This window comes from Aquimarina addita (assembly GCF_039539305.1).
Classification (GTDB): domain Bacteria; phylum Bacteroidota; class Bacteroidia; order Flavobacteriales; family Flavobacteriaceae; genus Aquimarina; species Aquimarina addita.
Genome location: NZ_BAABCW010000003.1, coordinates 12639 through 34848 on the forward strand (window position 1 = coordinate 12639; position 22210 = coordinate 34848).

Below are 22210 nucleotides of genomic sequence, written 5' to 3' on the forward strand. Positions count from 1 at the left end.
ACATACAAAATTTGTATTAGCATAATTTTAACAATGTTAAAATACTGAATTACAGTAAATTTATTGAAAATCTATGATTCTTTTTCCATACGACTGTTTCAAAACACACTCCTTATATTGTTTCTAACTAACGATCTTTTAGAATGTCGACAAAGCGACATCCCTATAATTGGTATACTCCCCTACTTACTTTGGTCTGTTACGTAGTTTTTAAAACCCCAGAATTGGTTACCAGAATTATTCATCTCAGTTATATGTTTCTACCTTATAGTGTCAGTAGTTGACATTTTGTTACCCTATTTATTTGATTTTTTTTAATTACTACCACTAAAACACATCAAAATTTAACTTTATCCTATAATTATCAAAAAAATTCCTGATACTGCAATACCCTAAAATCAATCGTATTAAATTTGGGGTTTACATTTTTTAAATCTTTATATTTTTGCAAACTGCCTATAGCACGATTTGCTGCTCCTGAAGGTGCTGTTAGTGATACAGTTTTGATACTTCTCTGTCCTAGCTGAAACCGATGTATTCTTGGAATCTCATTAGAAACCAATTCCAGGGACAATCCATATGTCTTAAGATGCTTCCTAAAGAAATATTCCGGACCATTTTTACTATTACCACCTGTAAAAAGTATCGTATCTATGTTAGGGTATTTAGTAAGATAAAAAATAATATCTCTAAGCTGTACATTTTGCATTCCCAGATCGGATGCATCTATTTTTTCTCGTTCGCAACTATGTACAATATCGCAAATTCCTATGTTGCGAGAAGCAAGAAAATGCTTTCGTTGATCTACTGCTTGCTGCGTAGTTTCGAATTTCAGATTTAAATTAAAAATCCGATCTAATACTGGCCATAATAAACCACTAATACTACCATAACAGAAATTAACATCTCCTTTTTTTAATTGACCTGATGTAAAACGTGGTGGCGGGAGGGTTCCAACTATCAATTTTGTAGCTCCTTTTGGAAAAAAAGTTTCGTATGGATGTGTATGTAAAAACATAAGTTATAATTCATTGTTTTTTATATTTCGAATTCTATTTGATTTCCTACACTTACTAGAAGTATTCACCAAAGTTAATCGACCATTTTTATATTTGGCACGTCATAATTAAAAATCTGGAAAATTAAAAAAAATTATCATTCAGTAAACCCAATTTACAGCCAACAACTATGAAAAAAATTATTTCCCTACTTAGTGTAATTTTTATAAATGCAGTATTAATCGCACAATCCACAACATATAAGATAAATAAAGAATCTTATGACAATTCTAAAAATTCTTACAATTATACTAATTGGAACGATAATTATAAAACTATAACTGCATCCGATTTACGATTTAATAATTATACAGAAAAATATTTAATGTCTGTAAATTATGAAACGATTTCTTTTCATTCACTAAGTATAAATGAAACAAATTTATCGCCTGCAGATGCTTACCTCAAAAAAGATTCTGAACTATTTGCAAATCCAAAATCAGGCAACATTAGTTATGCTATTTTAAAAAACGGTGCTGTAATCCATAAAAAGCCAACTACAAGAATGGGATTAACCGATAAAGGAGCCTCATATACACAATTACCAGAATTTGGAACTTGGTGTAATCGTCGAATGATAGATCATCTTGGTTTTACAAATAATGCTCCTACTAAAGATAATTTTACAGGAATTGAATTTACCAATTGGCATGATCGTTTTAAGGTTACATTTCATGTAAGACCCACTGTTACTATTACTAATGGACAGTTACAACTTGCGATAGAAATGCCTGATGAATATTCTAATAAATTAAATAATGGAACTATGTATAGTTTTGCCGATAGTTCAAACAAAGGGTTTGCATTAAAAGCAGGTACAACTGTTGGTTCAGTAAATGTTAGTGGAAACACTATAACTATCAAAACAAACCAAACAAACCTGGTAGCTAATAACTCCTATAAACTAAGTTTAATTTTTTACCCTATTGATAGTAATATCGAAAACAAATATAAAACAGCAGATGCAGAAGAAGGTGAGGTAACCGTTACAGCAGCGCAAAGTGCTCCAGACTCACAAAGTATAGCTGTAAATTATGACAGTGATGAGGGAATTTATTATTTAGAAACTCCTAGATATGCACAGGGGTACAATAATTGTACAAAGTCAAATGTTTTGCAAAATGTTGATATGAAATTAGCGAACACTACCTCTATTGATAAAAAGGTGAGACTTTGCTTTCAACAATTTAATAGTTCTAGTCATATTGGTTTTACTGGGATGCTTCGTAATAACAATGGAGATCCATCTGGTCATATACTACAAATATCTAAAAACTGGCACGGAAACTCAGCTGTACAACAATTTGGTGGGAATCAATTACAGGAATATACCGAAATTATAGTACCTGCACAATCTACCATAATTTTTGACTATACAAAAGTAGGAGCTAAATGGGGAGAAACTTATGCAGCCTCTTCACATCAATTAAGTCTTGTAGGTATTGAAGGCTGGGATAGTATGGGGTGGCTACAAGCGAGTTTAGGAGGTTTTGGTGAAAATATATGTCATTCTCCAGATTACCTGTATGGAATGGCTAATGGTACTGATTGGAGACCTTTCCTTACAACAAATAGTTATTATGGAGGTTCTTCAAATAGATGTGGATGGACGGGTAATGTGGGAGGCATCGATTTTTCTAACTATTTTAATTCTTCTGGACGAAAAAGTTATCAAAGTGAAGTGAAAACTAATTTTGATAAATATGGGCCTAATTTAACAGAAACAAGTGTAAGTTTTTATTCTGCTGACAGAAAAATACGTACTACTTATACTTATTTTTTGAACAGATCTGATGACTTTATGCGAACATATTATAAAGTAAAAATAGAAGCCTTACAAACTGCCTCGTTCAATCGTTATGATTTTTTTCAATTAGGTAGTGATCAGTATGCCAAAAACCTAACGCATGATGTAGCCTATGGCAACAGCGAAGGTTTAACAGGTAAATTTGATGCTACGCATACTAATGTATTAAGTAGCTACACAACAGATCCAATACCACTAACCGGCAAAAATCCATGGGTGTGGGCAGGTGATGGCGAACCTTTTAGACAGAATTATGCTAACAAAGAAACCAGAGCAAATACAGCTTTTATCATACGAGATTATAAAGCTACTTTTGGAGGAGTTAGAAAGAACACACCTTATTTTAGAGAAAGACCTTCTACTGGTGCTGGATCAGGAAACAACCCAGTATCCTACTGCTTAGTTCCTCCTCCGGATGTGAACAACCTTGCCGCGGGAGATGTTGTTGAATTCACCATAGAAGCGATGATTTTTCCTCGTAGAGCCGGAGACTATTATGGTCCAAATACCAATTTTAAAAATGCTTTGGCTTTGAATGAAAATTCTTGGGAAATATTATACCGTGAAGCGGTTAAAAATGAAATTAATGCTACATCGACCACAAATAATATATCTACAGATTATCCACTAACTGTAGAAACCATAGGGAATTCTGGTATGGTAACCATTACTGGAGGAGCTGGATATATTCCTTTAGTATTTAGTGGACTTACTAATATTACAAATCCAATACTTTATAAATCTGTAGACGGCAGTACATGGGAAACTGTTAATCAGTCCTTCCACGGAAAAGATTTTTGGCAAATATATAACAACCCAAAAACGGGATTATTTGATTTGATTTATAATGTGAATCAAGATATTACTGATGATGAAACGGCTACCATAAGCTATAGACTAGGAAATAATATTGCAGTGACTGAACTATCTATTGTACTTCAATCAAAATTAGGAGACAACCCATATACTACAGATGATGTATTAGAACCCGAAGATGACGATTTAATAATTTTAGCTCCACAAATTAAAGAAAATGGAATTACTGGTACTGGTGTCGAAAACAAATGGAGTTGGACCGGACCTAACGATTTTAGCCAGTCGGGGCGTGTTATAAGAATTAATAATGTAAGTGCTGCAGATGCGGGAACCTATACGGTAAAATATACTACTAACGGAGTTACTACCACTGATACATTCAAAATTAATTTAGAGAATATTACTTCTAACAATACTGCGTATTACATAAATAATGTAGCTACTAATAATCGAATAAAATCAAATTCAGGAGGTACAGATATTGAACCTGCTCAAAGACCTACTGACCTGGGTTGGCTAGGCAAATGGGAATTAATAGATGCAGGTAATGGCTATTATTACATAGAAAATGTCGCCAATTCTATGAGATTACACGCTAACGGTTCAAGTGGCTCTGAAGGAGTTAAAATTGTTGCCGATACTTTTGATGGAGATTGGGTACAGTGGAAATTAACTAAAATTGGTAATAATTATTATATAGATAATAAAGCGCATAATATTAGGCTTTATAATACTGCGGATGAAATTACTGCTGGTTCTACAAATTGGACGGGAACATGGGCGCAATGGACATTAACTAATTCATTGGTAGAAGAACTTAAGGGTTCAAAATACTATGTAGATAATGTGGGTGCTAATAGGCGTCTAAAAACGAATGCATCAAATACTGATGTAATAGACGCTAATACTAGTGATTCAGGCTGGAGAGGTCTTTGGGAATTTACGGATACCGGCGATGGTTATTTTTATATAGAAAATGTAGCAAATAACATGAAATTGAAAGGAACAGGTCAATCTGGTGAAGCAGGTGTTAAAATTGTAGATAACACTAATACTGGTGATTGGGTAAAATGGGAATTATCTAAAATTGGTAATTATTATTATATAGATAATAAAGCACATAGTTCAAGATTATCTAGTGGAACAAATGAGATATCCGTGGGCACAACCAATTGGAAAGGAACTTGGTCTCAATGGAGATTAACTGATAACTCTAATAAGGTATCCTCCTTAAATGATACATCAGAAGTGGTGATCTATCCAAACCCTGTTTCTAACATATTGACTATTGATTTTTACGGATCAAAAGATGCAGAAGCCAGAGTAATCAATACTGCGGGGCAAATTGTATTTAAATCGGCTATTAAAAGTGGAAATAATACTTTAAATTTTAATACACTAGAATCCGGAATTTACTTTGTTAAAATTGTAAACGAACAGCAAGTTCTAGTTGAAAAAGTAATTAAAGAATAAGGTATCTAATTAAAAGGATGTTAGCAAATATCCAATCCAGAAAGAACATCGTTGATGTATCCAAAATGTTATGAATCTATAAGATATAGGAACACATTACCTATGTCTGATAGATTCATAATTTTATATAACTTTAAAAAAAACTTATTTTTAAAATCGTTTGCGGATCTGTTCAAAGATTTCTTTGAAAGCCATCAGTATAGCTTGCAGAATAAAAATAGCTACTATGGCTACCACAAATCCAGCAATAACCATCAGCTTACTAATTACAATCCAACCATTTGCCAGAAATCCAAGAAAAATCGCCAAAACAGTTACTATGGCAATAATAATTGCAACATTCTGAATAAATTTGTCGTATGCACTTGAGCTATTCGTTTTATCTAATAACAATCCTTTTTTACCTTTCAAATTGTCTACCTCTATGAATGGAGAAAATCGATTGATAATGTAAAACTCTTCTTCTTTTACAAAGAAAATTCTTTTAACATCTACAACTTCTTCCAGATATTCAAGATGAATAGATATCATTTTTTTTTCTTCAAAATTTTCAACAGTTTTCATTTCAACCGTTCCAATTTCATGATCCGAAGAAGTCAAATAACCCTGTGGAAAAAACAGTTTATCAATAGATAGTTGCGGTTCTGTTTTTTGACTATAACCAAACCCTAAAGCACTATCATCATCGAGTATTACTTTATCACATACACTGAATGCGCTTGTATCTTTTTTGATATACGCCTTCTTATTATTCTCAAGAAAAATTTCCATCCAATCTTCTCCATTTCTCCTTTTTTCCCGATTATATTGAATAAGTTGATCCGGGAGTAACGTATTTATATTCTTTGCCGATACTTCATGATTGGCATACACTTCAATACTTTTTAAAACTCTCAAGAATCTTTTATCTATGTATTAGCTTTTAGCAAATGGTTATAAGTAAACTATATAATTATTTAAAACTGAAAATAAATAAAGGGCTGAAAGTCTGCCGCATATGTTTGATAACAAATAATTGCTACAATGACAGATATTAAACCTTTAATCACAATATGACTATTTGTAAATTGAGTTTCTAACCAATCTTTGGTTCTATATGGTAACCAATGGGTAATATATCCAATCAACATCACGATAAATACCAGTCGATATTCCCATAATACAATGAGTGCATTTGTCCAATCCATATTGGTTAGTACAGCATGATAAAACCGATCAATATGATCCATACTATTTCCTCTAAAATAAATACGTGTAAAAGTGATGAATAAAAATGTGACTGCAATCTTCCATACAGTCGCTAACCAAACGGTTGCATGTTCATAAGGACTGATCTTTCTCCAATATTTATACGCTACGACACCCAAACCATTCAATCCTCCCCAAATAACAAATTTCCAGGAAGCACCGTGCCATAGCCCCCCTATAAGCATGGTAATCATAATATTAATATTCCTATTAAAATGCCATGCAAGTTTAGGAGAGAATAAAGTAACTATAAGTAATATTGCCATGGTTACCGCAATATAGAATGCAATGGCATACCCCAGGGCTGCATAGCTCCCCAGAAAAACAAAAACCAAAACAAAGACATAAGAAAAAACGGTTCCATTACGGTTACCCCCAATAGGAATATACAAATAATCTTTTAACCAACTAGACAGTGATATATGCCATCGTTTCCAGAAATCCCCACAATGAATAGCCTTATAAGGCGAATTAAAGTTAACAGGTAACTTATAACCTAAAAGCAATGCTAACCCTATAGCAATATCAGTATATCCGGAAAAATCGCCATAGATCTGTAATGAATATCCAAATAATGCCATAATATTGGTAAATCCAGAGAACATCTCAGGCATATCAAAAACCCGATCCATAAAATTCATAGCAATAAAATCTGCAAATAGCATTTTTTTTATCAAGCCTTTCAGTATCATAAAAGTGGCATTGCCAAACTGCGCTTTGGTAATATGAATCTCCTTATGTATTTGCGGAATAAAATCAGCAGCACGCACTATAGGACCTGCTACTAACTGTGGAAAGAAACTTACAAAAAACCCAAAATCAATGATCGAATCCAGTGGCTTTAGTTGCTTTCTATAAATATCTACACTATAACTAATCGTCTGAAACGTATAAAAAGAAATACCCACTGGCAAAATAATCGCATCTACCGTAAAGTAATCAACCGATCCCCAAGTATTTGCCCATTGAGCAAGATAATTAACTACTTCATATTTTGTATCAAAAAGACTATTATAAGAATCTGTAAAGAAATAGGCATACTTAAAATAACAAAGTGTTCCCAAGTTGATAATAACGCTAATAGAAACTAATGTTTTCTTCACCAGTTGAGAAGAACTTTGATAAATGGCTTTTCCCAGAAAGAAATCATTGACTGTACTAAATAACAAAATACCTATAAAAAGACCACTTGTTTTATAGTAAAACAGTAGGCTGACTGCAAAAAGATATGCACTTCGCACACTTTTTTTACGATATACAATCGCATACATAAAATATAATACAGCAAAGAAAATCCAAAAATCTGCTTGCGTAAACACCAAAGGGAAATCTTCAGAAAAAGCAAATATGTCTTGTAATCTATTCATGAATAATACGATTCAAAACAGTGTTATGTTCTAATCCTAATGATTGTTCCCAGGAATTAGCTAATGCTTGTAATAAAAGATCAGCTTTAATGCGATATCCTAATTGTTTAAAATGGATTCGATCCGATGGCATCAATTTATGCTTATACCAATCCATAGAAGAATTAAATCCTCCCATGATTTCATAAAAATCCCAAACTGCCATATGATGTTTTTTTGCCAGCTTGTAAATAATTTTTTGCATTACTCTGGTTCGGGGGTTGGGTGTTTTTCTTTTATAATAAGAATCATTAGGTACAGTTAATAAAATTGCACAGTCAGGGTTTGCCTTCTGTACATCCATCATAAGTTTTTCATAAAACATCTCATACGCTTCTGGATCAAAATCCGGATGATAGGCATCATTAGTGCCTACAGAAACGATGAACAGATCTGGTGTATATAACATCAGTTGATCATTAAAATATCGACATCTATTATAAAAATTAAAACTAGCTCCATTGACTCCAATCGATGTATATTCAACCCCATGGTTATCATTCATTAACTCCAGTCCCATCATTAAAAACTCTGATTCCGGAGCATCAGTCATCCGTTTTACACAAAAATCAATTTCTTTTACTGTTTTAGTCAATGCATATTCAATATAATGTGCCTCTTTATTAACGATGATATCCGCTATTAATGAGGCTTCCTTAAATGATATTTCGTAATCCGTACTCCAATCATCATAAAAAACCCGAATTCTATTAAAATCATACTGTTGTTGATCATACCCTCTATGATTTGCTTTTACAGAAATATTAGATACAGAATCTTTAAAAACAGCTGAAATCCCTGCTAATCCCCATGCAACACTATCCTTTTTGATTGAACAACGATATCCTTTCCATGCACCATCAGCTGTTATACTGTAGTTACTGGGATTATTTGTTCCCGCCAGCTTAAAGGGATAAACAAATCCACGTTGTCCTTTGGCTGTAGCATTCATATGTTGTAAATAGGTACGTAATCTATTAGAATAGATATCTGCCTGTATATGCGATCCACCGATATGAAAAATATGTACATCTTCTTCTTCTCCATTAGCAATAGCATCTAATTTTTGATACAATTTTTTAAAAGAGGGTGCATCTTCTGCAAACTTAATTTCGTTTGCCTTCCAATTAATAAAAGGATATCTGGATTGTATACTATCCAATAATGTATAGTCCTGTGCCATCGAGGAAAAACTAATCAAGGCAAAGCAAAAAGTTACTAGTTTATGTATCGTCATTTATATTTTCTTTAAGATCAAGGTATAGGGCTGTAAAAAATAATTCTGAAATAATTTTAGTTCCACTGCGTGTAAAATGAGTATAATCATTACCTGCCAGCTTTTCCTCTACCCAAAATTCCATAGAACCCTTCCCTCCCATGGCATCATACATACTCCAATATGCTACATCATTCGCCAGACAGGTCTCCATTAATTTCTCATTGAGGTAAGGTAACAAGGGATAAGTTTCCATCTTACCGTTTACCGGAATACACATATCTGTAGGACCGATAAATACGAAATTAACATTCTTAGCACGACGTCTCATCCATTTGATCTGGCCTACCACATATCTAGCATAGTTATCTACTTCTGTAGAATCCTTTAGATATGGAATCGTATTCCCTCCATATTGCATAATGACAATCTTAGGTTTAAGATTTGCCATCATGCGACTATAGGTAGTAGCACTGGTTCCAGAAAAAATAGTACCCGATGAGCCTCTCATTGCTACATTATCTATCTGTACTTTTGATCCTCCATCTAATGTTAATCCATAAAAATCTGCACTTACTTTTCCTTCTAATTCGATTTTCAGATTGGTTGGTGAGGTAACGGTTTTAATCTTATAATGATGATATTTACCATCGGATATTAGACTATCCTGCTGGATCAATGCTCCATCATTATAAACCGATATTTTTATTGGAAAATTACAATGACCATAATGTAATCCTATACGGGTAAATTGCCTGAATTTAGCATATGTTTTATCTGATTTACTAATCGTTACGGATGCCTTTACTATTGGTAAAGAATCTACTTTTGTGCTATCTAATACTTGTGCATTATACTCTGTAAATCGGGAAACTGACATATATGCTCCATACTTTTTATGCGAAAACTTAGCTTGTGTAGGATCAAATTTTGCATACCTCAACCAATTTTCGCTAGGGGTTACCAGGGCACTGATTTGATTATATACTGGTTTTACAGGAATAAACCCAGGACCACTACCTCCATACATCCGTTGTAAACGATTTCTTAAATATCCTGTAATTCTATCTCCTTCTAATTGTGAATCGCCGTAATGAATAATTCTACAGGATCTGGAAGAAAGTTTCTTTTTTAACTCATTAGCAAAATTAGGATTGCTATCGGGATATCGTATTCTTACTAATTGTGTCGTATCTATTTTAGAAAAATCAGGTCTTTGTTGGATCTCTGGTTGTATCAATGTATCAGAAACATCAGTCTTTGCCTGTTCGCCTTCAGTTTCTTCTGCTAATGGAGTTACAGTCTGTGTCACTTGTAGAAAATCCTGTTTAGACAAGGTTGTATCCTTGTCTAACTGCAAAAACCTTCTATATGTAGGGTATTTAATAGAAAGTCCTTCATATGAAAAACCATCTTCCTCTGTTTGCGCTTTTTTGATTCCTCCTTTTTCACTGATAAACATAATTCCAAATAAAACTCCTAGAATAAGTAGTAAGAATAATGCTATTTGGATCGGTTTGATTTTCAAGATAAATAGAAAAAGATTTGTTCTTTGTAAAAATAGAAAGATTCTTTGAAATCCAAAGTTTTTTATATTCTTATAGTAGTAAGATCTCTTTTTTACAATAAAAAATTCATAAAACATCTCCTCTCCAAAGTCAAATATTAGACATTTACCCATTCATTAGCACTATTTAACTGAAAATTAAAGAGGTTTCCCTTAAAATATAATCTTAAGCCTACTCGTTTTAATAATACTTACTTAACTTTGAGTATAACAGATCACATATTTAAAACGTTAATTATGATGAAACCAGCAAATAAATCATTACCAGTCATAATACTTTTCCTGTCCATTTTTCTTTTTCATGGATTGCAATCTTGTGGAACTGATGATACAGATGACTCGTCTGATGATGATGACAGTGGTACTGTAGATTGTGAACAGTATGAAGTAATTGACGGTCCAGGAACTTGTAATACAACACTTGATATCGCTCCAGAATTCCTAATCCTTATTGAAGGAGAGAATAGAGTCATTACAGCAAATAACATTCCTGAACATATGGTAGGCACATTCCCAAATGCTGATGTATCTGCACAGGATGAAAGGTACACCATTACTACAAGTCCGGAAGAAACTGGTAATCTAATATCTTTACAAAGTGATACCGGCCCCGTATACAGGTTTGGTATATTATTAAATGGTGTCGAATTGGACCCCATAGCCGCAGAGCCCTGGCCGCATAGCGATTTAGGAATTATGGATCCGGATGTTAACTGGAACTGGAACTTAGAAGCTTTAAATGTGCGAATTGGGCTGGATTGTAATTACGGGCACGTTCAGCCTACCGGGCAATATCATTATCATGGAGCTGCTACCTTATATGATCTTATAGCAAATGCAGATGGTAGTGAAATGGTTCATATTGGATGGGCTGCAGATGGGTTTCCTATTTACTACAAATATGCCTATAGTACAGCTGATGATAGTAGTTCTGAGGTTGTCGCTATGAGTTCGAGCTATGAACTAAAAGAAGGAGATAGACCTGGTGATGGTGTGACCGCTCCATGCTCAGAATATAATGGAGCTTATGCTGCCGATTTTGAATATATTGAAGGGCAAGGCACCTTAGATGAAGCAAATGGAAGGACAGGAGTTACTCCAGAATTTCCAGAAGGAACATATTATTATATATTAACCGATGGTGATGAATTCCCAAGTATCCCTAGGTATTTTGTTGGAACCCCTTCTGATGATTTTACATTAGGTGGCGGAAACGGTGGCCCTAATTAAAATATTTTTTTATACTCCCCCTATATGCACCCGTTTGTGATAAAACTGTTAGTCTTCATGTGCCTGTCTGTAGGATATGCACATGATGCTGATAAAGCCTATTTTAACATCATAACTGAGAAAAAAACTACCATCATACAGGCAGAATTTTCGTGGAGCATACGCAATGCATTAATCAATTATGATTACTCTTTTAAAAATGCAAAAACAGAAGAAGATATTAATCTCATATTCTTTAACTATATACAAGATAAATTAAAGCTTTTCAATGCTGAAGGAAAGGTTTTACCTTTATTAAAAGTGATACTTACTAAAAACCCGGATCATAGTCATTCTACAAATTACACATTGATATTTGAAGGTACAGATGTTGTTAAAATATCTAACTTAATACTATTAGAACATCTACAATCTCAACAAAATTATCATACCTATTCCAATCCTAAGGGCAAAGAAACAAAGTTCATTACGAACATTCAGTCACCGGTATTTAACTTAGAAATTAAAAAAAATAGTACACCTTTGATATACTATTTAATCGGCGGAACTATTATTATATTTGTCTTATTAGTATTGGTTTATCAATTAAAGAAGAGAAAAAGATAGTTTATTTCTTCTTTAAAATATGAAAACTTTAAGAGTCAGTAGTAAAATCACAATGTACTTACCAGCTTTTTCACATCCGCTACCACATTTTTATATGCAATTCGATTAGGCTTTGACATATGATCAGATTCTACAATAATATCCATTAGAATCTCTTCTGCTTCCTTCTTTTTATCATTTTTAATCAAAAACTGCGCTAAAATATAACGTTCTTCATAATTAGAATATCGCTTATCAATAGGTTTCAGGTTCTCTTCTGCTTCTTCTGATCTACCTTGTTCTTCTAAGGATAGCCCATATAAAAATTGCCCTCTGGAACCATTAAACCCCTGTTTATCTTTAATTTTCTCAGCGCAAATAATTACTTTTTCATATTGATTGATATTATAGTAGCCCTCTATTAATTTTTTAACGACTCCTACATCCTGAGTATAATTACCTTGTAATGCAGTTTCATATTCAGCAATACCTGCTTGATACTCTCGTATCTCAAAGAACGTATCTCCTAGTAGTACCCGGTTCTGAAAAGTATCAGCAAATGCCACTCGCTCCTGAGCATCTTTTACCTTCTTACCTGGATTCAATACATGTACAATTTCATTTTGCACGACATCAAGATCTTTTTTACTATATACCTGTGTAAACAGATAAATAATACACCCTATAAGGGGTAAGAAGAAAATTACAAAATACCAGTAATATTCATTTTTATTTTTTATCACGTGATAAATACAGAAACCTTGTAAGGCAATTATCAGATAGTAGTAATACATTTGGTAAAAGTAGGCAAAAAGAAATGATTAGTGATTCATCCTTTTTGTTTTAAACAAATATCACATCGTCTACCAAAAGAAAGGAAATCCTACTTGTTTCAAAAGTTTAGAATCTAATAAAATAGCATACCCGTAAGCAGTAAGATTACTGTAGAATTTTCTGGCAAGATAAATTATATCTTTCCTAAAAAAACAAGACCACTTTAACAGCTGTCACTACAAAAAAATGATCTAGTTTCTATTTCTAATCCTAAAATTCATCAAACTTTTTTACACCTATTTTAATGTGATTACTAAATCATCAGCCTCTACCATTGTACCCGGTTTTAATACTATTTTCTTAATAATAGCATCTTCATTCGCAGTAATAGTCGTTTCCATCTTCATTGCTTCTATGATAAAAAGTGGTTCATTCTTTTTTACTTCCTGACCAGTTTTTACTAATATAGAAGATAGTGATCCCTGTAGAGGTGCTCCAATCTGCTTAGTATCAGTTTTTTCTATTTTTGCATGAACAACTTTTGTTACTTTAACAGAACTATCCTGTATCTCTACATTACGTGTCTGGCCATTTACCTTAAAGAAAACAGTTACTTTTCCTTCATCATTAGGTTCTCCTACAGAGATCAACTCCACTAATAAGATTTTACCCTGATCTAACTCTATAATGATCTCTTCTTCCGGCTCCATTCCATAGAAGAAGTTTTTGGTAGGGATATTCATCACATTCCCATATTTGATATGGTGATTATAAGCCCCGGTAAATACTTGTGGATATAATTTATAAGAAAGAAAATCAGTAATATCCAGTTCTCTTCCCATTCCTTTTTTAAAGACTTTTACAAAATCCTTATACGCTTCTTCAAAATCCACGGGTTCTAAATGGGCATTAGGTCGATCTGTAAATGGTTGTTGTCCTCTGAGGATAGAATTCTGTAAAGCTTTAGGGAATCCTCCTACGGGCTGTCCTAATTCACCTTTAAATAAATTGACTACAGAGGATGGAAATGAAATGGTATCTCCTCTTTCTTTTACATCCTGAATAGTTAGGTTATTACTCACCAGATACTGCGCCATGTCTCCTACTACTTTAGAGCTAGGTGTTACTTTTACGATATCTCCAAAAAGCTCATTTACCTCTCCATACATCTTTGTAATTTCATGAAAACGATCTGCCAATCCTAGTCCCTCTGCCTGTGGTTTTAAATTAGAATATTGTCCACCAGGGATCTCGTGTTGATATATATCACCTGTTCCGGCTTTTAGACCAGATTCAAATGCATAATAGTATTCACGTACAGATTCCCAATAATTAGAATACTCATTTAATTTGGTAATATCCATCTTATTCTCTCGTTCATGAAACCTCATCATCTCTACTATAGAATTAAAGTTAGGTTGTGAGGTTAATCCAGAAAGTCCTCCTAGTGCAACATCAATGACATCCACCCCGGCTTCAATAGCTTTTAGATAGGTAGCGGATTGCACAGAAGAAGTATCATGCGTATGTAAATGTATCGGAATATTTATTTCTGATTTTAACGCTGAAACTAACTCATATGCTGCATATGGCTTTAATAAACCAGCCATATCCTTAATCCCCAGAATATGGGCTCCGGCATTCTCAATATCTTTGGCTAATTGTATATAATATGGTAAGGTATACTTTGTTCGTTTTGGATCTAAAATATCACCTGTATAACAGATAGAACCTTCAGCTAAACCCTGGGTACGTGTTCTCACATGTTCTATACACGGGGCTAATGACTTCATCCAGTTAAGCGAATCAAAAATACGGAATACATCTACACCATTTTCCCAGGACTGCTCTACAAATTTGCCAATAAGATTATCGGGATAGGCAGTATATCCTACTCCATTAGATCCACGAATCAGCATTTGTAATAAGAGATTAGGCATAGCAACTCGCAATGACCGTAATCGTTCCCACGGATTTTCTCTCAAAAACCGAAGGCATACATCAAAGGTGGCTCCTCCCCATACTTCCATACTAAATACTTCTGGATGATTTTTAGCAAATCCTTCTGCTACTTTTAGCATATCATAGCTCCGCATCCGTGTTGCCAGCAAACTCTGATGTGCATCACGCATCGTAGTATCTGTAAAATGAACTTTCTTTTCATTTTTTAGCCATGCTGAAAACTTCTCCGGTCCTAACTCTGTTAATAAATTTTTTGTCCCTTTTGTATAGGCCTCATCTTCATTGAATGCAGGAATTACAGGTGTAACAAACTTTTTATGTATATCAACTTTTTTTACATCTACATTACCATTGACAATCACATCTCCTAAAAAATTCACCAACTTTGTTGCCCTGTTACGTGATTCTTTTATGGTAAATAACGACTTGGTATCCCGAATAAAATTGACAGTTACTGCACCTTTTCTAAAAGTATCATGTTGTAATATATTATCCAGAAATGGCATATTTGTTTTTACACCGCGGATTCTAAATTCTGAAAGTGCTCTCCGCATTTTTCTGCATGCCCCGTCCAGTGTTCTACTATTAGCAGATATTTTAACCAGCATAGAATCAAAGAAAGGTGAAATCGTTACTCCCTGATATACGCTACCAGCATCTAATCGGATTCCGAATCCCGATGCACTACGATAGGTCGTAATGGTTCCATAATCTGGTTTAAAATCATTCTCAGGATCTTCTGTCGTAATTCTACATTGTAATGCAAATCCATTAGTTGATAAGCTTTCCTGACTTCCGATTTTTATCTGCTCATCAGATAATTTATATCCTCCGGCAATAAAAATCTGCGCTTTAATTAAATCTACACCTGTCACAACCTCAGTTACCGTATGTTCAACCTGCACTCGTGGGTTAACTTCTATAAAATAAATACTATCATCCTCATCCACCAGAAACTCTACTGTACCTATATTGTTATAATCTACTGCTTTACATATTTTTATAGCATATTCATATAAATGCTGTTTAATCTCTTCTTCTACTCCAAAAGAAGGAGCATATTCAATTACTTTTTGATAACGTCGTTGTACAGAACAATCCCGTTCAAAAAGATGTACCATATTACCGTGATGATCGGCAACAATCTGTACTTCAATATGCTTAGGGTTTTCTACAAATTTCTCTAAGAATACAGTATCATCACCAAACGCATTGAGTGCTTCCCGTTGAGACTCAGGATACGCTTTTTCTAAGGCTTCGACACTTCTGATCACTCTCATTCCTCTTCCTCCTCCACCAGAAGCTGCTTTTAACATGACTGGAAACCCTATTTTCTTAGCTTCTTTTATTGCAATTTTGACATCGGTAAGATCAACACTATTACTTTGTATAATGGGAATATCATTAGCAATAGCCACTTCTTTTGCCATAATCTTATCACCCAGAGACTGCAATACAGATACTTTAGGGCCAATAAAAATGATTCCACTTTCCCCACACTTTTTAGCAAATTCTGCATTTTCTGATAAAAAACCATAACCGGGATGAATAGCGTCTACACCATTCTTTTTTGCAACCTTAATAATGGCATCCATATTTAAATATGGCTTTAATGGCTCATTATTAGCGCCTATCTGATATGCTTCATCTGCTTTATAGCGATGTAATGAATACCGATCTTCATAAGTATAAACGCCTACCGTCTCAATACCAATTTCTGTACATGCTCTGAAAATCCGAATGGCTATTTCTCCTCTATTGGCTACTAAAACTTTTTTGATCTTCATCATATTATTTTTGCTATTTTGCGTTTAGCTCCCAAGATATAGATATGACAGATTTCTTGCAACAGGTTTGCTAAGAAGTTATTATTTTTTATTTAAAGAAACAGGATTATTATCTGATTTTTGAATGTATCCTTAGGAAAAAACTAATAAAAACGTAAATTATCTTAGATATTAGGATGTGCGAAATGTAATGTCAGTAATACAGTTTACATTTAAAAAAAAAGATTCCTATCTCCCAAAAACGGAAGATAGGAATCAAAAACGTATTAGTGATACATCTTTTAATGTGTTGTATTATGCTTTCTTAGCTTTTATAGGACAACCAATTGCCTTTGTAAAATCAGGATTAGGTTTTTCTCCTTTTTCTAATGCCTCTATTGCATTTTCGAGGTATTTAACCTTTACATCTTCCGGAGATTTAGCATTATCATCTATAGTACCAATATATTGTACTTTTCGCTCTTTATCCAGTAAAAAGATATGAGGAGTTCTTACAGCACCATACTGTGGATATATCTCTTGTTTCTCATCTGCCAGATATGGAAAAGGGAAACTCTTTTCCTCTGCTCTTGTTACCATTGCTTCAAAACTTTCTTTACCTCCCACAGAAACATTAGGGTTAATAGCAATAACTGCATATCCTTTTGGTGCATAGGTAGTGTGCAACGCTATAAGTCTGTCTTCATACATTTTGGCAAACGGACATTCATTACAGGTAAATGTTACTATATAACCTTTTGCATTCTCTACAGATGCAAGGGATACCATAGAGCCATCAACATTTTTAAGACTGAAATCTGTAGCAACATCTCCTATCTTATATCCACCAATTTCTTCTAAGGTTTTTGTTTGCTGGGCTCTATCTCCCGAAGGTGGTCCTTTTCTATCACCTCCGGGAGGTGGTCCTTTTCTTTCTGGGTGTTCTCCTGCAACAGAAGAACTCTCATCTACTTTTTCTTTAGACGCTTCTGGATTGTTTTTGCAAGAAACAAAGGTACTTGCAGATAGTACAATCATCATAATTAAAAAACTTACTTTTTTCATTTTTGATATGTGATTAAGGGTTTATAATTTAATTTTTAAAAATTTGTTATTCATTATTTATCGTTTCTGCAATTACATTTTCCAGATCTTGCAGGTTTTCAAAAGAGCGCTCAAAATGTGCTCTGTTTTTATGATTAAATACGATAGTATAAGGTATAGAACCCGACCAATCAGGATTTACTTTATTAATCCAGCTATTCTGATCAGGAGCATCCAGTAAAACAACCTCTGATTGTATATTTTTCTTTTTCAGGAAAGGGATAAGTTTGCTATCAATCGTATCAGGAAAATCAAGGCTTACTAAAATAACTTTTACTTTTTTATCCTTATTCTTTTCACTAAAAGTTTCAAAATAAGGTAATTCTTTTACGCAGGGAGCGCACCACATTGCCCAAAAATTAATGATGTAGGTAGTATCTGTATCTGTATACAATAATGGTTCGAATTCTTCAAAATTATAAACAGGAATCTCAGCTTTATTACTTTTCTCATGATCCGAAGCTGTAATCGTTTGGTTGGTTGTTGCGGTTTCTGTTGTTTCTGTTGTTTCTTTTTTACAACTGAAACATATCACAACTAGCATTAGTACATAGACTCTATAAAACACGATGTTATTTTTTTTAATTAAGTTCCTTTTTTATAAAGACTATAAAATAATAGCTTTATTACGCTAAAATTATTTCTTTTTATGTAGAAACATACCTCTTTTAACTGTTCTTTTAGAAGAAGGTTTAATTAATAGAATCATTTTCACATTTATTTATGTTTATTTTATTTTTTTACGATATTATTCTGTTCAAAAGGATTAAATCGAATGATTTTCTATACCTATCTTGTTATTATCAAAAACAAGTTTAACACACAAAAAACAATAGTCATGAATAGTGATCAATTAGAAGGAAAGTGGAAACAGATAAAAGGGACATTCAAACAAAAATATGGGGATCTCACAGACGATGATGTCACTTATGCAGAAGGCAAGTTTGATGAAATGCTTGGAAAACTACAAGAAAAAACAGGTAAAACAAAGGAGCAGTTAAAAGACGAGATCGATGCTATGTAATTAAATGAGATTCCTATAGAAACTTTTAGTATCTTAAGAAAAAAGGTATTTCGGAATAAAATCCGAAATACCTTTTTTCATTATATTACAATTGACCCAAAATATCAATCCATTATCTTATTGTAATATGCTTTTTCTGTAACTTTGGACCAAGCATTCATTTTGTTTTGAAAAGCAGCATAACTCTCATATACCTCTTTGGATAACGGATCCTCTCCGATCATTTCTTGTAATACTTCATTCGTATACCCTCTTAAAATATCCAACGTTTCTTTAGAAAACTCCCGGATTTCTACTTTTTCTTCTTGTACCAGTTTATCCAGATAAATTCCATTTTGTTTGTCAAATTCTGCCAGTACCCATACCTGTGCTCTTTTAGAAGCCGCCATCAATACAGCTTGTAAGTGCGGTGGTAAGCTATCGTGAAGGTTCTTATTAATAAAGAATTCTAACTGAGATCCTGTTTCATGCCATCCTGGAGTATAATAATAGTCAGCTATTTTATGAAAACCCATCTTATAATCATGATAAGGACCGATCCATTCTGTTGCATCAATGACACCTCGTTCTAAACTTGTATAAATTTCGCTTCCGGCAACTAAAATTGGTGCTCCACCTGCTTTTTCTAGTACTTTTCCTCCAATTCCGGGTAATCGCATTTTTAAACCTTTAAAATCTTCTATAGTATTGATTTCCCGGTTGAACCATCCACCCATTTGTACACCTGTATTACCTCCCATAAAAGGCACTAAATTAAATTTAGCATATGCTTTTTTCCATAATTCATAACCACCTCCCACTTCTAACCAAGAATTAATTTGTTGTGCATTCATCCCAAAAGGAACTGCGGCAAAAAATTGTGCTGCAGGAGTTTTCCCTGCCCAATAATAGGCTGCGCCACATCCCATCTCAATACTACCTTGTGAGACCGCATCAAATGCTTCTAGCGGTGGCACTAATTCTCCACCACCATATACTTTAATTTTTATTTGACCATTGGATAACTCATCAACCCACGCAGCATATTTCTCCGCTACTTCTCCTACCACAGGAAAATCAGGCGGCCAGGTGGTTGTCATTTTCCAATAAAAAACCTGATCAGGTTTCTTAACAGCATAGGTAGCAGGATTCATACCAGCCGGGGGATCTCCGAGACAAGAAACCATCAAGAATAATATCAATGTAAGAACACTTCTTTTTAAGACCTGATATTTATATATATTTTTACAACTCATTATACCCTATTTTTATAGATATGACATTTTAACTTTAACTAGAAATAAAGATAATCTCCGGAAAAAACAAGACTAAACTTACCACAAGTAACTGAATAAGAATAAACGGAATGATTCCTCTGTATATTTGGTGTGTTTCTACTCCTTCTGGTGCGACACCCTTTAGATAAAATAAAGCGAACCCAAAAGGAGGTGTCAGAAAAGAAGTTTGTAAATTTAACGCCATCAAAATACCTACCCAGAGCATATTAATATCCAAGGCATTAAAAACAGGTGTTACTACAGGTACTATAATAAAAATAATCTCAATAAAATCAATAAAAAAACCAGTGATAAAAATTACTAACATTACGAGCAATAAAAACATCAGTGGTGTTAGCTGAGAAAACACAATTAATTCCTGTAGATATTGATCTCCTCCCAGTGTTCTAAATACTAAGGTAAAAGTAGTAGCTCCTAATAAAATAAAGAACACCATTGATGTGAGTCGTGTCGTTTCTTGTATTACTTCTTTTACTATCTTCAATGAAAATTTATGTTGTAATATTGTTAATATGGTGGCACCAATTGCTCCTATTGCAGAAGCTTCTGTAGGAGAAGCAATTCCTGTAAAAATAGATCCTAAAACAATGACAATAAGTAACACAGGCAGAAACAAAGCTTTTAGAATCTTTCCTACAAAATCACCCCCTCTAAATGCTTTAATTTCTTCTGTAGGTATACCCGGTGCATCTTCCTTATAGAAATATGCTTTTATTAATATATATAGAATATACAACCCCACTAATAATAATCCGGGAAGCATGGCTGCAGAAAAGAGCATTCCTACATCTACAGATGCACCGCCTCTAGAAGCACTATTAATAGTATCAGCCAGTAATACCAATACAATGGAAGGTGGAATAATCTGTCCTAAGGTTCCTGATGCTGCTATGACACCCGTTGCTAATTCTGTTTTATACCCTCTTTTAAGCATTGTTGGTAAACTAATTAATCCCATAGTGACAACTGTAGCTCCTACAATGCCGGTAGATGCTGCCAGCAAGGCTCCTACTATTACTACAGAAATTGCTAAACCACCACGGATACGACCAAACATCATTGCCATGGTTTCTAATAAACTCTGAGCTAATCCCGATTTCTCTAACATAATGCCCATAAAAATAAATAAAGGAACCGCCATCAATACATAATTATTAACAACTCCCATAATTCTTGAGGGTAATAAATAAAAGGTAGACATTGTAAAAGATTCCGGAGAAAAGATAGAAACACCAAATGCAAAAGCAACAGAAATACCTCCTAGTGTAAAAGCCACAGGATACCCCTTGAGAATCAGAATAAAAATGACAATAAATAATATAATTGCTAAAAATTCCATTCTCTATTTTTGATTAAAAATAACCTGAATTGATTTAAGTATCTGCGACACTCCTTGTATCAACAAGAACACAAAACCTATTGTAATACTAAATTTAAGTACATATAGTGCTGGCAATCCACCAGGTTGAGGAGATTTTTCACGGATCATAAAAGATGCCAATCCATAATACCAAGAAGTTACTATCACAACATAACACCAAGGGATCAATAAAAATAGTCCTCCTAATAAATCTATCCAAGCTTTTCCTTTTAAAGACATCTTAGCATAAAATACATCTACACGAACATGGGTTCCATATTTAAAAGTATATCCTGAACCTAACAAAAACAACATTCCGAATAGATAAATCTCGGATTCTATCATCCAAATAAAAGTAAACTGAAACACATACCGGATGATAACATCAATACCAATCAAAACTGCTAAAATCAAAGCAATCCAACTAATTACAGAACCTATTTTCTCTCCAGTCCAATCCAGAAAATTAATTATTTTTTGCATCCACGTGGTATAAAGCGTCAATTAGAAAGGGAAGATACTAAAATTGATACACCT

16 protein-coding genes are annotated in these 22210 nt (G+C 33.7%); 4 read left to right on the forward strand and 12 right to left on the reverse strand.

Annotated features, from left to right (window positions below):
* Positions 1-364: 364 nt before the first annotated feature.
* The gene (locus ABD816_RS04875; protein WP_344925243.1) at positions 365-1018 is read right to left on the reverse strand and encodes a uracil-DNA glycosylase family protein; all 654 of its coding nucleotides are present in this window, start codon (positions 1016-1018) and stop codon (positions 365-367) included.
* A 170-nt stretch (positions 1019-1188) separates the two neighbouring features.
* On the opposite strand from ABD816_RS04875, the gene ABD816_RS04880 reads away from it, so the two are divergent.
* Positions 1189-5154, forward strand: coding sequence for a T9SS type A sorting domain-containing protein (locus ABD816_RS04880; RefSeq protein WP_344925244.1), 3966 nt, complete (start codon positions 1189-1191; stop codon positions 5152-5154).
* Positions 5155-5304: 150 nt separating this feature from the next.
* Here ABD816_RS04880 and ABD816_RS04885 read toward each other — a convergent pair whose 3' ends face one another.
* Genes ABD816_RS04885 through ABD816_RS04900 form a run of 4 tightly spaced genes read right to left on the reverse strand, consistent with a single transcriptional unit; the run spans position 5305 to position 10552 of the window.
* A complete protein-coding gene (locus ABD816_RS04885) occupies positions 5305-6051 on the reverse strand; it encodes a hypothetical protein (RefSeq protein ID WP_344925245.1) in 747 nt (248 codons plus the stop codon).
* A 59-nt stretch (positions 6052-6110) separates the two neighbouring features.
* The gene (locus ABD816_RS04890; protein WP_344925246.1) at positions 6111-7769 is read right to left on the reverse strand and encodes an MBOAT family O-acyltransferase; all 1659 of its coding nucleotides are present in this window, start codon (positions 7767-7769) and stop codon (positions 6111-6113) included.
* Complete coding sequence (locus tag ABD816_RS04895) at positions 7762-9045, reverse strand: GDSL-type esterase/lipase family protein (RefSeq protein WP_344925247.1); 1284 nt, start codon at positions 9043-9045, stop codon at positions 7762-7764. Before ABD816_RS04895 ends, ABD816_RS04890 begins: the two co-directional genes overlap by 8 nt.
* Positions 9032-10552 carry an SGNH/GDSL hydrolase family protein gene (locus ABD816_RS04900; protein ID WP_344925248.1) on the reverse strand — a complete coding sequence of 507 codons (1521 nt, stop codon included), beginning with the start codon at positions 10550-10552 and terminating at the stop codon, positions 9032-9034. The genes ABD816_RS04895 and ABD816_RS04900 overlap by 14 nt, the downstream gene beginning before the upstream one ends.
* A 276-nt stretch (positions 10553-10828) precedes the next feature.
* On the opposite strand from ABD816_RS04900, the gene ABD816_RS04905 reads away from it, so the two are divergent.
* Both ABD816_RS04905 and ABD816_RS04910 read left to right on the forward strand, forming a co-directional pair.
* Positions 10829-11821, forward strand: coding sequence for a YHYH protein (locus ABD816_RS04905; protein ID WP_344925249.1), 993 nt, complete (start codon positions 10829-10831; stop codon positions 11819-11821).
* 57 nt (positions 11822-11878) lie between these two features.
* Positions 11879-12427 carry a hypothetical protein gene (locus tag ABD816_RS04910; protein ID WP_344925251.1) on the forward strand — a complete coding sequence of 183 codons (549 nt, stop codon included), beginning with the start codon at positions 11879-11881 and terminating at the stop codon, positions 12425-12427.
* Positions 12428-12474: 47 nt separating this feature from the next.
* On the opposite strand, the gene ABD816_RS04915 is transcribed toward ABD816_RS04910, so the two are convergent.
* From ABD816_RS04915 to ABD816_RS04930, 4 genes are all read right to left on the reverse strand, one after another.
* A complete protein-coding gene (locus ABD816_RS04915) occupies positions 12475-13035 on the reverse strand; it encodes a hypothetical protein (RefSeq protein WP_344925253.1) in 561 nt (186 codons plus the stop codon).
* A 441-nt stretch (positions 13036-13476) separates the two neighbouring features.
* A complete protein-coding gene (locus ABD816_RS04920; RefSeq protein ID WP_344925255.1) occupies positions 13477-16929 on the reverse strand; it encodes a pyruvate carboxylase in 3453 nt (1150 codons plus the stop codon).
* Positions 16930-17223: 294 nt separating this feature from the next.
* Positions 17224-17973 carry a thioredoxin family protein gene (locus ABD816_RS04925; RefSeq protein WP_344925257.1) on the reverse strand — a complete coding sequence of 250 codons (750 nt, stop codon included), beginning with the start codon at positions 17971-17973 and terminating at the stop codon, positions 17224-17226.
* 46 nt (positions 17974-18019) lie between these two features.
* Positions 18020-18556, reverse strand: a complete 537-nt coding sequence (locus ABD816_RS04930; protein WP_344925259.1) for a TlpA disulfide reductase family protein — start codon at positions 18554-18556, stop codon at positions 18020-18022.
* 294 nt (positions 18557-18850) lie between these two features.
* Between ABD816_RS04930 and ABD816_RS04935 the strand changes: the two genes are divergently transcribed.
* A complete protein-coding gene (locus ABD816_RS04935; RefSeq protein WP_344925260.1) occupies positions 18851-19036 on the forward strand; it encodes a CsbD family protein in 186 nt (61 codons plus the stop codon).
* A gap of 104 nt (positions 19037-19140) precedes the next feature.
* On the opposite strand, the gene ABD816_RS04940 is transcribed toward ABD816_RS04935, so the two are convergent.
* Genes ABD816_RS04940 through ABD816_RS04950 form a run of 3 tightly spaced genes read right to left on the reverse strand, consistent with a single transcriptional unit; the run spans position 19141 to position 22156 of the window.
* Positions 19141-20271, reverse strand: a complete 1131-nt coding sequence (locus tag ABD816_RS04940; protein WP_344925261.1) for a TRAP transporter substrate-binding protein — start codon at positions 20269-20271, stop codon at positions 19141-19143.
* Between the two features lie 34 nt (positions 20272-20305).
* Complete coding sequence (locus ABD816_RS04945; protein ID WP_344925264.1) at positions 20306-21652, reverse strand: TRAP transporter large permease; 1347 nt, start codon at positions 21650-21652, stop codon at positions 20306-20308.
* Positions 21653-21655: 3 nt separating this feature from the next.
* The gene (locus ABD816_RS04950; RefSeq protein ID WP_344925266.1) at positions 21656-22156 is read right to left on the reverse strand and encodes a TRAP transporter small permease subunit; all 501 of its coding nucleotides are present in this window, start codon (positions 22154-22156) and stop codon (positions 21656-21658) included.
* Positions 22157-22210: the final 54 nt, after the last annotated feature.